The sequence below is a fragment of the Helicobacter sp. NHP22-001 genome (assembly GCF_030270165.1).
Lineage (GTDB): Bacteria > Campylobacterota > Campylobacteria > Campylobacterales > Helicobacteraceae > Helicobacter > Helicobacter gastrofelis.
In genome coordinates this window covers 1-11685 of sequence record NZ_BSWS01000018.1, presented here as the reverse complement: position 1 = coordinate 11685, position 11685 = coordinate 1, and the positions used below count along the sequence as shown (strand labels likewise).

At 47.4% G+C, this 11685-nt stretch carries 11 protein-coding genes and 2 pseudogenes; 8 read left to right on the top strand and 5 right to left on the bottom strand.

Features of this window, described 5'->3' with window-relative positions; genetic code table 11:
- Nucleotides 1–181, top strand: a pseudogene (locus QSJ47_RS07815) (chemotaxis protein); the annotation flags it as partial.
- Nucleotides 182–537: 356 nt separating this feature from the next.
- Here the strand turns inward: QSJ47_RS07815 and rlmN are convergent.
- The gene (rlmN, locus tag QSJ47_RS07810; protein ID WP_221272482.1) at nt 538–1605 is read right to left on the bottom strand and encodes a dual-specificity RNA methyltransferase RlmN; all 1068 of its coding nucleotides are present in this window, start codon (nt 1603–1605) and stop codon (nt 538–540) included.
- A gap of 86 nt (nt 1606–1691) precedes the next feature.
- Between rlmN and dcd the strand changes: the two genes are divergently transcribed.
- A complete protein-coding gene (dcd, locus tag QSJ47_RS07805) occupies nt 1692–2252 on the top strand; it encodes a dCTP deaminase (protein WP_221272572.1) in 561 nt (186 codons plus the stop codon).
- A gap of 378 nt (nt 2253–2630) precedes the next feature.
- On the opposite strand, the gene QSJ47_RS07800 is transcribed toward dcd, so the two are convergent.
- On the bottom strand, nt 2631–3197 hold the full coding sequence (locus QSJ47_RS07800) for an outer membrane protein (protein ID WP_260321713.1): 567 nt from the start codon (nt 3195–3197) through the stop codon (nt 2631–2633).
- 203 nt (nt 3198–3400) lie between these two features.
- Between QSJ47_RS07800 and QSJ47_RS07795 the strand changes: the two genes are divergently transcribed.
- Genes QSJ47_RS07795 through QSJ47_RS07785 form a run of 3 tightly spaced genes read left to right on the top strand, consistent with a single transcriptional unit; the run spans nt 3401 to nt 5550 of the window.
- Nucleotides 3401–3937, top strand: a complete 537-nt coding sequence (locus QSJ47_RS07795; protein WP_221272484.1) for a 50S ribosomal protein L25/general stress protein Ctc — start codon at nt 3401–3403, stop codon at nt 3935–3937.
- On the top strand, nt 3937–4479 hold the full coding sequence (gene pth / locus QSJ47_RS07790; RefSeq protein WP_221272485.1) for an aminoacyl-tRNA hydrolase: 543 nt from the start codon (nt 3937–3939) through the stop codon (nt 4477–4479). The genes QSJ47_RS07795 and pth overlap by 1 nt, the downstream gene beginning before the upstream one ends.
- A gap of 3 nt (nt 4480–4482) precedes the next feature.
- Nucleotides 4483–5550: an LptF/LptG family permease gene (locus QSJ47_RS07785; protein WP_285602979.1), complete on the top strand. Its 1068-nt coding sequence runs from the start codon at nt 4483–4485 to the stop codon at nt 5548–5550.
- Here QSJ47_RS07785 and trpA read toward each other — a convergent pair.
- On the bottom strand, nt 5540–6316 hold the full coding sequence (trpA, locus tag QSJ47_RS07780; protein ID WP_221272487.1) for a tryptophan synthase subunit alpha: 777 nt from the start codon (nt 6314–6316) through the stop codon (nt 5540–5542). The genes QSJ47_RS07785 and trpA overlap by 11 nt on opposite strands.
- Nucleotides 6317–6373: 57 nt before the next feature.
- On the opposite strand from trpA, the gene QSJ47_RS07775 reads away from it, so the two are divergent.
- Both QSJ47_RS07775 and nusA read left to right on the top strand, forming a co-directional pair.
- Entirely contained in the window at nt 6374–6874 is a 501-nt protein-coding gene (locus tag QSJ47_RS07775; protein ID WP_221272488.1) for a hypothetical protein, read from the top strand.
- Nucleotides 6875–6931: 57 nt separating this feature from the next.
- The gene (gene nusA, locus QSJ47_RS07770; protein ID WP_285602978.1) at nt 6932–8071 is read left to right on the top strand and encodes a transcription termination factor NusA; all 1140 of its coding nucleotides are present in this window, start codon (nt 6932–6934) and stop codon (nt 8069–8071) included.
- A 12-nt stretch (nt 8072–8083) separates the two neighbouring features.
- Here the strand turns inward: nusA and QSJ47_RS07765 are convergent, their stop codons facing one another.
- The gene (locus tag QSJ47_RS07765) at nt 8084–9382 is read right to left on the bottom strand and encodes an anaerobic C4-dicarboxylate transporter (protein ID WP_285602977.1); all 1299 of its coding nucleotides are present in this window, start codon (nt 9380–9382) and stop codon (nt 8084–8086) included.
- A gap of 101 nt (nt 9383–9483) precedes the next feature.
- Between QSJ47_RS07765 and QSJ47_RS07760 the strand changes: the two genes are divergently transcribed.
- Nucleotides 9484–10920, top strand: a complete 1437-nt coding sequence (locus QSJ47_RS07760; RefSeq protein ID WP_285602976.1) for an AIR synthase-related protein — start codon at nt 9484–9486, stop codon at nt 10918–10920.
- A 642-nt stretch (nt 10921–11562) separates the two neighbouring features.
- On the opposite strand, the pseudogene QSJ47_RS07755 reads toward QSJ47_RS07760, so the two are convergent.
- Nucleotides 11563–11685, bottom strand: a pseudogene (locus tag QSJ47_RS07755) (RNA-guided endonuclease TnpB family protein); the annotation flags it as partial.

The following is an 11685-nucleotide window of genomic DNA, read 5'->3' as shown; positions in this document are numbered from 1 at the left end:
CATCAGCTCGATTAAAGAGATCACCGCCCAAGTTGTGGTCAACATCAACACGGGTACGGAAGAAGCAGAAAAAACCGCTGAACTCTCCTATGAAACCCGAGATTTGATAGAAAAAATTAAAGCCGCTAGCGACCGCGTGGCGCAGGGCATGGGGGTTTCTAGTGCCATCAGTGTTAAATAAACAAGTTCAAAGGATAACAAAGGATAAAGGATAAATTCTATTTTAATGATCGTTACCTTTTGAAAGTGCCTCCGTCTGCATTTAGTTTTGGATGTGTCTGTGAGGATAATTGCAAAATAGCCTTATAACTTTATGAAGCAACGGAACAAAAATAATGGACCAAGTTTTAAAGTAAAAGCAAGGTCTTTAGGTATCAGAGTTTCAGGTCACCCAAATTTTATGGTTTTCAAATGTGTTTTAAGATTTGGATAAATGGTATAACCCCTCATTTCTACTAATGCATCCCTAGACTTGAAGTATTCGCCGTATTTCTTAATTGACTCTTTCAAATTGCTAGTGTGGAGCAGTGCAAATGATTATCTTTGCTGTTCTCTTAGCTGTCCGCAGGCGGCGCTAATATCTAGCCCCTTAGAGATACGCAGGGTGCATAAAAGCCCCTTTTGGTTTAAAAAGTCCGCAAATTGTGCGACCTTATCCAAGTCGGGGCGTTCAAACTTTAAACTTGGGTTAGGGTTGTAGGGGATTAAATTCACCTTGGCTTTAAGCCCGTTTAAAAGCTTTAGCAACGCCTTAGCATGTTCGAGCCCATCGTTGCAGTCTTTAATCACCAAGTATTCAAACATGACCCTTTTTCTTGTATCCACGGGGAAGCGTTTAATGGCTTGGATGAGGGCTTCTAGGTTATAGGTTTTGTTGATGGGCATGAGCTTTGAGCGTAGGGTGTCGTTCACGGCGTGTAAGGATATAGCCAGCTGCACGCCTAAATTTAAAGCTCCCAAAGCGTCTATCACAGGCACGACCCCACTTGTGGAAATGGTGATCCGCCTTGTGGAAATATTTAAGCCATGCGGGTCGCTTAAAATCCCAATCGCCTTCACCACTTCCTTAAAATTATGCAAAGGCTCGCCCATGCCCATGAAGACTAAATTAACCCCCTTTGTGGGCTCTAAATTGTGCTCCCTTTTTAAGGTTACCACCTGCTCCACAATCTCGCCCGCATTTAAATCCCTCACAAAACCCCCCCTAGCCGTGGCGCAAAACACACACCCCACCTTACACCCGATTTGCGAGCTTAAACAAAAAGTCAGTTTCTCTTGTGCCAAAATCTGCCCTTCTGTATCTAGTTGTGCGGGCTTCATCACCATAAACACACTTTCAAAGCTATGGCTATCGGGGGTTAAGAATAAATACTTTTCGCTTTTATCCTTGCTGCACTCTTTAGCCCCTACACTTAGAGTTTGCACGCAAAAATCCTTTTCTAAACACGCCAGAAAAGCTTTAGATAAGTTATGCATTTGCTTAAAATCCGTGGCGTAGCGTTGGTAGAGCCAGCTAAAAACCTGCTTGGCGACGAAGGGCTTAAAACCACAAGACAGCGCATGATCTTGCAGTTCTTTTAAAGAAAGATTATAAACAGAGAGCACTAAAAGCCTTTTTCTCTATTCTTAACAGTCCACAGCTTAAACAAGCTTAAAAGACTGTGCTATAATGGGGGTTTTTGGAGGTTCTTATGGGCTTAAAAGCGGACACTTGGATTCAAGAGATGAGCGAACAACACGCCATGATCGCCCCTTTTTGCAAACAACAAATCAGCAAGGGCACAATCAGCTATGGCTTAAGCAGCTATGGTTACGACATTAGAGTCGGCACGGAGTTTAAGCTGTTTAAATCCATGGACACGGGCGTGGTTGATCCTAAAAACTTTAACCCTGCCCTAGTTGAAACCATTTACACGCAAGATTTTATCACAATCCCCCCAAATGCCTTTGCCCTAGCACACAGCATTGAATACATTAAAATGCCTAAAGATGTGCTTGCCATTTGTCTTGGCAAAAGCACCTACGCGCGCTGCGGGATCATCGTCAATGTTACCCCCTTTGAGCCCGAATTTGAGGGGCACATCACCATTGAGATTTCTAACACGACTTCTTTGCCGGCTAAAGTCTATGCTAACGAGGGCATCGCCCAAGTGGTGTTTTTGCAAGGCGATAGCGTCTGCGCCACCAGCTACAAGGACAAACAAGGCAAATACCAAGGACAGCAAGGCATCACCTTGCCAAAGGTGCCTTAGGACTATGTGGGCGCAATATTTTCTTAGAAAATCTCTTAAAGGTTTTGGATTAAAAATAGCCAGATTTAAGGATATTTCTTGGCTTTTTGGGTATTAAATACACAAAAAAGCGTATTATTTGCAAAAAAAGCCCCTCTAGCTTGACAAAACGGTACATTTATAGTAGAATTGCGCCCGTGTTTTAAGCACCTAGCAAATAGACTAGAAAGCCTAAACACCGAAAAATCGATAGTCTTCTTAGCTGTTGGAGAAGGCGACCTTTGCTGTTGTTGTTGTTTTGTTGCTTTGCTCTTCCTTCAAAATTTGGAAACGCCCTAGGTTAATCTCAAGTGGTTAATCTAAAGTTAACCGCTTTGGAGTTGCTAACATCACGCAAGGCTAAAAATGCCAAGCGTGCGAGATGAAAAACAAAAGATTACGCTCGAAAGGGCTTTTGGGTTCGGGGTTTAAAAACACCTTCATCCCCACCTCTACATCCACAATGTGCCAAGTTACAATGGTGCGGAACTGCACCCCGAAAGTCCCCATTGCCCGAAAATACGCCGGCTTGAACGAAAAATCCTTAAACGAGTTCCAAGTGTTTTCAATCAGATCCGAAACCTTTTGGTTAATCACCCACGAGTTTACCCCAAGTTGCAAGCCAAAAAAGAGAGTCCACGAGTTGATGGGGTTTTGGTTGTAAGACACCATCAACTCCCCGCCCACGCCATAGGTGAATAAATTCGCTTGTTTAGAAGTTTGCCCGAGTAAAATATTGCCGTAATCCAAGAAGATATAATAACGGCTGTAAAGCCACGAGTTTTTGGGGTTGATCTCATAACCCCAGGTAATGGAAGCCCCCTGCAAGGGCTTATTGGCGTTTAAAGGCTTAAGATAAACCATGCCAATTTCATAGGCAGAAGACATGTAGCTTAAGTTCTTGGATTTAAGCGGAGTCATTGCCATGAAAAGGACACAAGCGAGGGTGCGCTTCTTATGGATGCTAAAATATTTGAAAATCCGACATGGCATGCCACATACTAGCATTTTAAAGCCAAAAAACGGGCATGTGTGTTGCATATAAGCGTTGTCTAAGTTGTTTAAGATTAAAATTCCCGTTTATTCTTGTGGGTAATCCACGCTTAAATCTTTGATACAGAAGGACGGCCATGTTAGAAGGTGAAGCTAGGGGCGCGCTTAGCAAATCCGCCAAAAAAGCGTTGCGCAAAGAAGGGGTTTTGATGGCGAATTTATACGCTAGAGGCATGGAGAACATCCACGCCACTTTTAAAACCAACGAGTTTATCCGCTTTGTCAAACACAAACCCAACCTAGACTTTATGGTGAAAATCGGGCAAACAAGCTACAATGTTGTGGTGCAGGCCTACCAAAAAGACCCCGTCACCAACGCCTTAATCCATGTGGATTTGTTGGTGCTCCAAAAGGGCTTGAAGTCTAAATTCTTAATCCCCGTCAAAACCACAGGCACCCCCGTGGGCTTAAAAAACAAGGGCATTTTAATGCTCTCCAAAGCCCGCGTGCAAGTGGAGTGCGTGCCTGAGAATTTGCCCACCCATTTCGAGCTGGATGTGTCCGCCCTAGATGTGGGGGATGCGATTTTGATCAGGGATTTACAAGTCCCCGCCCATGTTAGGGTACTGGAAAACCCAAATAACGCCGTTGTTGGGGTCATTAAGGCGAAGTAATGCTCGTGGTGGGGCTAGGCAATCCCACACCCACCTACGCCCACACCCGCCACAATGTGGGCTTTGATATTTTAGACTTGCTGGCGCAAAGCCTCAATATAAGCTTCAAACACTCCAAACTTTATCAAGGCGACTACGCCAAAGTAGGCACAGCCTACCTACTCAAACCCACCACCTACATGAACAACTCCGGGCAAGCTGTGCAAGCCTTTTTAGCAAGGCACTCTGTAGAGTCCATTTTGGTAGCGCATGACGACTTAGATTTGCCTTTGGGGGCGGTGCGCTTTAAAGCCAAGGGGAGCAGTGGAGGGCATAATGGGCTCAAGTCCATCATGGCGCATTGCACCCACCCTTTTTATAAAATGAAAATCGGGATCGGGCGGGGCAAGGGTGGAGTCATCAGCCATGTGCTTGAGCGTTTCAACCAAGAAGAGCAGTTTCTATTAAACGAAATTTTAGAACACGCCAAAGAAGCCCTGCTCTTTTACCTAGAAAAGGGCGATTTTTACGCCCTGCAAAACCAATTCACCCGCAGAGCCTAGCCCATGCGCTTGTGGGTGTTTGTCGGCTCTTACTACCTCAAATATTTTTGCATCATTCTATGCGCCCTTGAGTTCTTTTTTATCGGCATTGACAGCCTGCAATACGCCGAGAAATTCCCCACTGCCGCTAACTTGCTCTTGCTCTTTTTTGTCTATGACGGACTTTACGCGCTCAATTACACCCTGCCCCTCTCCCTGCTCTTAGCCCTTGTGCTCTTTTACACCGCCTTCATCCACTCCAACCAATACACCGCCCTGCTCTCCATCGGCTACTCTATCAAGCAAATCCTAAGACCCATGCTTGCCATCAACGCCCTCTTCATCGTCATTTTCGTGGGATTGAGTGCCACGCCCTTTGTCTATATGCAAGAAAAAGCCGAAGCCATCATTTATAAAGACAATGCGGGCAACATCTCCCAAAATCTCTTGGTGAAATACAACAACGACTATGTCTATTTTGGTAAAATCAACCCCCTGCTGCAAAGCGCGAGCAATGTGAAAATTTTCACATTGCAGAACAAGCAACTCAAAACCTTTGCCCAAGCCCCGAGTGCCAACTTTGAAGGCAAGTTTTGGGTGTTGCACGGCGTGCGCTTTTTAACTTTGCCCACCCCCTTTGTGCTCGGGCCCAAGGGGCTTAAGGTACAAAAACTGCCTGTGCTAAAGACGCTTAAGGGCTTTCGTCCCAAAGTGCTCGACACGATTTATCAAAACAAGCCCGCCGTGTCCATCACGGACGCACTGCGCTCCTTGCATGTGCTCTATCGCCAAAAGGCGGATACCAAGAAAATACGGGGCTTCTTGTATGTGTCGATCCTACTGCCCTTTTTTGTGCCCCTCACGGCGATCCTCATCGCCTACCACACGCCCAAACTCGCCCGCTATGAAAACCTCGCCCTGCTGAGTTTAAAATTCATTTTGCTCTCGCTGGTGCTGTGGGGGCTATTCTTTGCTATGGGCAAGTTTAGCATTTCGGGGGTGTTCTTGCCTGAAGTGGGGGTGTTAGGGCCTTTTTTAACCCTAGCGGTGATTGCTCTGCGCTACTACAAACGCTTGGATACTAAGCTTTAAAGCCCTGCACAAAGTCTTTTAACTTGGCGTGCATTTGGGGGGGGTTGTTTAAATTCTGCTCTAGGATTTTCACCACCGCCGAGCCGCAAATGACCCCATTTGCCCCCATGTCTTGGGCTTCTTTGGCGTGGGCGGGCTTAGAAATGCCAAAGCCTAGCAAACAAGGCACATTTTTAACGCTCTTAAGCTGAGAGATCACGCCCTTAGCGTTTGTGCCCAAACTCTCGCTTGCCCCCGTAACGCCCGCGCGTGCCAACACATAGACATAGGCGTTGGTGAGATTGGCGATTTGCTCTAAATCCTTATGGCTTGTGTGCGGGGCGGCAATGAAAATGGGGGCAATGTTATGCGCCCTTGCGCTTGTTACAAAAGGCGCGCTCTCTACTAAGGGTAAATCGGCGACCAAGACACTAGCTACCCCGCAATCTGCGCATTTGGGGTAAAAACTCTCTATGCCATAGCGGTGGATTAAGTTCGCATACAGCAAGAGCCCGATGGGCGTTTGTGGGCTGTAGGCGTGTATTTGCGCCAAGAGCTCAAAGTTTTTTTGCATGCACGCCCCAGCCTTTAAAGCGCGCAAGTGGCTTGCTTGTATCGCCACGCCATCGGCCATAGGATCGCTAAAGGCAAAGCCTAGCTCTAAAGCGTCTGCCCCTGCGTCTATGAGCGTTTTAACGATGTTTAAACTCTCTTCATGGGAAGGATCGCCCAGCACCACAAAAGGAACAAAAACCCCATTTTTTTGAAACACGCTTAAATAGTCCATGGGGTCTAGATCGGCAAGGGGCGTAAATTTATAAGATTTTTGGGTTAAAATAAGGGCATGTTTTGGTTGTTTTTAGTGTTTTTGGTGTTGTTTAGCGGGTGCGAAGAGAGGCTGGATACAGCTTACATGCCCAATTACATTGAAGAAAAGCGCACGCAGGCGACCAGAAAGGGCGAAATCATTAAAGACCTGCGCCCCGTGGCAAGCGTCTTCATCACGCATTTAAACGACGTGGACCCTGTAACATACCACCAACGAGAGTTTTTCTTTGTGGAGCTGTTTGCCCAAGATAAGAGCGTGTATGAAAACGGGGGCATTAGCTATGTATTGCATGGCTCTAACAAAAAAGAATACACGCCCATGTGGGTGCGCCCCATTGACAAGGACGAATACGACAAAATCCTCTACACCACGAACAAATACGCAAGGGGCTATTTACTCGCTTTTAAAAAGCTCGATTACATCTCAGAGCAGGACGCTAAAATGGACATGGAGATAGACGGGCTTGGCGAAATGCACTTTAATTTTGCCACCCAAGTGCCTTTGCCTAAGTTTTAAAAAGAAATTTTGCTATAATGCCACTTTACCCCCGATTTAAATCACCCAAGGATGTTTATGGAGAAAATACTAGACATAGTCGAGCTGATTGCCTATGAAAAGGGCTTAAGCTTAGACACAATTAAAGATGTCGTCAAAAACAGCATTTTAAAAGTCGCCAAAGAGTGCTTGGACGCACAGGCGCATTTTGTCATTGACGACTCTAACAAGGATTTAACGCTCTTGCATGTGGTGCAGGTGTGCGCCGATGATGACCCGAGGCTAGAGACCGATCCTAAAAACACGCTTGCCCTAAGCCAAGCGCACAAGAGTGACCCGACTTTAAAGCCCGATGATTTGTTGCACTATGAAATCAGTCTAAAAGACATGAAGAGGGGAGCAGTCAATGCCCTATTTAAAGACCTAGAGTTCAACATACAAAAGAGCCTAGAAGACCAATACTTCCAAAAATACAAGGCGATGCTCAACACCATTGTAAGCGGGGTCGTGCTGGATGTGGATAGCGAGCAAAACACCTACATAGAGATAGACGGCTTACAGGCGATTTTGGCCCTGAAAAACCGCATTAAGGGGGAGAGTTTTAAGGTGGGCGATAGCGTGCGGGCGGTGTTAAAACATGTGCGCTTTAGTAAACAGGGCTTGATCTTAGAGCTTTCGCGCACCACGCCCAAATTCTTAGAAGCCTTGCTGCACCTAGAAGTGCCTGAGATCGCCGATGAAGAGATAGAGATCATGGGGATTGCGCGTATTCCCGGGGATCGGGCAAAGCTTGCCCTACGCTCCCACAACAACCAAATAGACCCCATCGGTGCGACCGTGGGGGTGAAGGGGGTGAGGATCAACGCCATCAGCAAGGAGCTTTGCAACGAGAGCATTGATTGCGTGCATTACAACGAAATCCCAGAAATGTATATCGCCAATGCTTTGTCCCCCGCCCAAATCATTAAGATCAAACTGAGCGAAACCGAGGAGGGCAAGAAAAATGCCCAAGTTACCCTCTATGGCGATCAAAAGAGCAAGGCGATCGGGCGCAATGGGGTGAATGTGCGCTTGGCGTGTATGCTCACGGGCTTTGATATAGATTTTGAAGTGCTCGAGCCCAAAGAGAACGCCCCTAGAACACCCGAAAAAGTCGGTTTAAGCATGCTTGAATCGCTCTTTAGTAAAAAGCCCACCTCCGAAACCCCCAACAACTAACCCCCTTACCAGCTACAGCCAAAGAGAGGTGAATAAAAACCCAAAGCCCACCGAAAAGGCGATGGCTAAGGTCCCGGGGATCAAAAAGGGATGGTTGAACACGTATTTGCCAATTTGCGTGCTGCCCGTGTCGTCCATTTGCACCGCCCCTAGTAAAGTCGGGTAAGTGGGCAGCACAAAGAGGGCTGAGGTGGCAGCAAACGAGGCGATGATGGTCGCCACGCCGTGCGGGTGAGCGGGGGTGAGCCCCATGGCTAAAATCACGCTGGGGATGAGTGCCTTTGTGGTTGCCGCCTGCGAGTATAAGAGCATGCTAGTGAAAAACAGCCCCACCGCAAGCAAGAAGGGGTAATGCGTGATCCACGCCGCGGCGTGGGTTTTGATCGGCTCAATGTAGGCTTTCACAAAGGTATCGCCCAGCCACGCCACGCCCAGCACGCACACACAAGCACTAAGCCCCGCTTTAAAGGTGCTTGTTTGCACCAAGTTATTGCATTTGATCTTACAAAAAAAGACAATACATGCCGCGATGGTGAGCATGAACGCCATGATCGCGCCATTGCGGGGCAAATGCACGGGCGCGATCCAGCCCACATTTTTAGAAATTGCCGTGGCGTAAAGCACCACCGCCACAATCCCCGCCACAAAAATCCACACCGACAAGCGCGCGCCCTTGGGCAGCTCTTTATTTTCTGTAGAGCGCATGGCCACCGCCCCCTCTAAGTGGCTAGAGAAAAACGCGCTCACAAGAAACGCTGTGAGCGCACAGCCTAAAAAACTTGAGGGGATGATTAAACTTAATAAAAGCGGATAAGACACGCCCAAGGGTTCTACAAAGGCGCTCATGGTGATCACCGCTGCGGATACGGGGCTAGCCGTGATCGCCACTTGGCTAGCCACCACCGCCAAGGATAAGGGGCGGCAGGGGCGGATTTTCTGCCCCTTTGCCACCTCCACGATCACAGGCAGCACGGAAAAGGAGGTGTGCCCCGTGCCCGCTAGAAGCGTGAGGGCGTAGGTTACAAAGGGGGCTAGGTAGTTGATATATTTAGGGTTTGCCCGTAAAATCTTCTCCGCCACCAAGACCAAGTAATCTAGCCCTCCGGCTAATTGCATGCACGAAATTGCTCCAATCACGGACATGATGATCAAAATCACATCCCAAGGGATCGCCCCCGCGTCCATGCCAAGCCCTAAAGTGAGCACCACCACGCCAAGCCCCCCCGCAAAGCCAATCCCCATCCCCCCCAGCCGCACGCCCAAAAACAAGGCCGCGAGCAGCACCACAAATTGCAACACAAAAAGACCCATTCGCACTCCTTAAAAACTCCCACAATACCCAAAGAACTTTGTATTTTTCTTAGCTAAGCTTTGCTAAATTTGCTAAAGTAGGTAAAACTTCAAGGACAGCCATGCCAAACACCCTAAGCCCAGAGGATTTACAAACCCTAAGCACCCATCTAAAACGCCCGCCCAGCGCACTCGAACATGCCTTAGTGGCAACCCTTTGGAGTGAACATTGCAGCTACCGCTCCAGCAAAGCCCATTTAAAAGCCTTTGGAGCGGATTTAGAGAACAGCGGGGGGGTGGTGGATTTAGGGGGCGGACTAGGCGCTGCCTTTAAAATCGAATCGCACAACCACCCGAGTTTTTTAAACCCCTATGCGGGCGCAGCCACGGGGCTAGGCGGCGTGCAGCGCGACCTATTGAGTGTGGGCGCAAGGCCTCTAGCCTGTTTTGCCCTGCTGCGCTCCTCTCAAAGCACCCCCCACCACCAAGAAGCCCTAGCGGGCTTTAACGACTACGCCAAGCATACCCGCACGCAAAATTTAGGCTGTGAGAGCGGTTTTAGCGATGGTTTTACACACAATGTGCTCGTCAATGCCTTTTGTGTGGGGCTTGTGGTGCAACAAGTGGGGGCAAGTGCAAGAGCGGGGGGGGTGTTTGTGCTGCTTGGGCGCGCAGCTGAGAGTGTGGGCGTGGATGGGGCGTGCATGAGCAGTGTTGCCCTTCAAAAAGAGCAGCACACAAGCGTGCCCAGTGGCGACCCACACCTACAAACTAGGCTTATAGACGCTTGCCTTGAAATTTACAGCCAAATAGGTGTGCTCGGGGCGCAGGATTTAGGGGCAGGGGGGCTTGGCGTGGCGTGCGTGGAAATGGCAGCGCGTGGGTGTGTGGGGGCGATTTTAGAGCTAGAGAAAGCCCCTAGCGTGCAAGATTTAGACCCGCTGGAGATTTTACTCAACGAAACCCAAGAGCGCATGCTCTTATGTCTAGAGCCACAAAAACTAGAGCAAGCCTTGCAAGTGGCACAAAAGCACGGCTTAGAAGCTAGAGCGGTGGGTGTGGCCACTAAAGAGCCCACTTTTAAAGCTCTTTATAAAGCGCAAGAATTAGCGAATTTGCCCTTACCCTTAAAAGCCCCACACACAGACCTAAGCCCCAAGCAAGAGAGTTTAAGCCCCTTGCCCCTTGAGCTAAATGCCTTGCCCCCGGCTAAAATTTGGTTGCCCCAAATTCAAAAACACCTTTGCATTAGTCTAGCTAGCTCTAGCCCTAAAGCCTTGCAAGAGCCCAAAGAGGACAGCAAGGCTACATGCTTTAGGGCATACCAAGAGCTTAAAAATATGGGTGCAAAGGTGCTAGGCTTTAGCGATGGCATTAACTTGGGAGCGATGGATGGGCATGGGGCGTGGGTGCTGCAACAAATGTGCTTAGGGCTCAAAGAAGCACGCTATGCGCTTGGCGTGCCCTTTGTGAGCGGCAATGTGTCGCTCAACAACGCCACTGCCAACACCCCCCCCATCCCCCCAACCCTCGCCCTTGTGGCTGTGGGGATTACATAGTTTGATTGTATGTACAACCATATCTGTCCTATTTAAATAAAGGCGAGCGATGCATTTGATTTTTCTTGGATTTTAGAAAATTATTTTAAGCTTCAAGACCTAGTAGTCTAGCCGATCCACTTTCTAAAAATTTTAATTGTTCCTACTGACCATATATACTATGAAAAAGTTCTATGTGTTGATATCTTTTCATTAATAATCAGTGCCCTTAGTCTTTTTGTATGTCTTCTTTGTTAACAATCAAGTTTAAAGAATTCTTAAATCGGGAATAAAGCCCCATGAAGCCTCAGCATATTTTTCAAGGGAGTCCAATCTAGGGGATAAGACTTGCAAAAGAGCTAATTTAAACAAGAAGAAATGCACATAATCTAAGCCTTTGAAAAAGACATTTATCGTTTTTGACTTATAAAATCACTTTAGATAAGGATATTAAGCATATCCTAAAAGTTTGGGCGTTTCAATAAAAGCACTTTTATCCAAGAAACCCTAGAAGAGCATTTAAAAAAAAGAATAGAGCAGATCAAACAAGAATTATTCAACAAACCACCTACTCGTTTCAGTTAGCTTATACTAGATCCTCTGTATATACACCAAACAACAATGTACGCCACTTCAACTAGGTTGTATGTTCCATACACGAGCACTATTCTCTTTTTCACACACCAAGCACAAGAAATAATCGCCTAGATTATCTCTTTTAACGGTTAAAGTCTTGGGTTTACCTACAAGGTTGTAGGTCTTGACAAACTTAAAAACATAGCCATT

What these genes read in the sequence shown, in the direction of transcription:
- dcd (WP_221272572.1), top strand. Translation starts at nt 1,692, where the DNA reads ATGGGCTTAAAAGCGGACACTTGGATTCAAGAGATGAGCGAACAACAC.
- QSJ47_RS07800 (WP_260321713.1), bottom strand. Translation starts at nt 3,197, where the DNA reads ATGGCAATGACTCCGCTTAAATCCAAGAACTTAAGCTACATGTCTTCT.
- QSJ47_RS07795 (WP_221272484.1), top strand. Translation starts at nt 3,401, where the DNA reads ATGTTAGAAGGTGAAGCTAGGGGCGCGCTTAGCAAATCCGCCAAAAAA.
- pth (WP_221272485.1), top strand. Translation starts at nt 3,937, where the DNA reads ATGCTCGTGGTGGGGCTAGGCAATCCCACACCCACCTACGCCCACACC.
- QSJ47_RS07785 (WP_285602979.1), top strand. Translation starts at nt 4,483, where the DNA reads ATGCGCTTGTGGGTGTTTGTCGGCTCTTACTACCTCAAATATTTTTGC.
- trpA (WP_221272487.1), bottom strand. Translation starts at nt 6,316, where the DNA reads ATGGACTATTTAAGCGTGTTTCAAAAAAATGGGGTTTTTGTTCCTTTT.
- QSJ47_RS07775 (WP_221272488.1), top strand. Translation starts at nt 6,374, where the DNA reads ATGTTTTGGTTGTTTTTAGTGTTTTTGGTGTTGTTTAGCGGGTGCGAA.
- nusA (WP_285602978.1), top strand. Translation starts at nt 6,932, where the DNA reads ATGGAGAAAATACTAGACATAGTCGAGCTGATTGCCTATGAAAAGGGC.
- QSJ47_RS07765 (WP_285602977.1), bottom strand. Translation starts at nt 9,382, where the DNA reads ATGGGTCTTTTTGTGTTGCAATTTGTGGTGCTGCTCGCGGCCTTGTTT.
- QSJ47_RS07760 (WP_285602976.1), top strand. Translation starts at nt 9,484, where the DNA reads ATGCCAAACACCCTAAGCCCAGAGGATTTACAAACCCTAAGCACCCAT.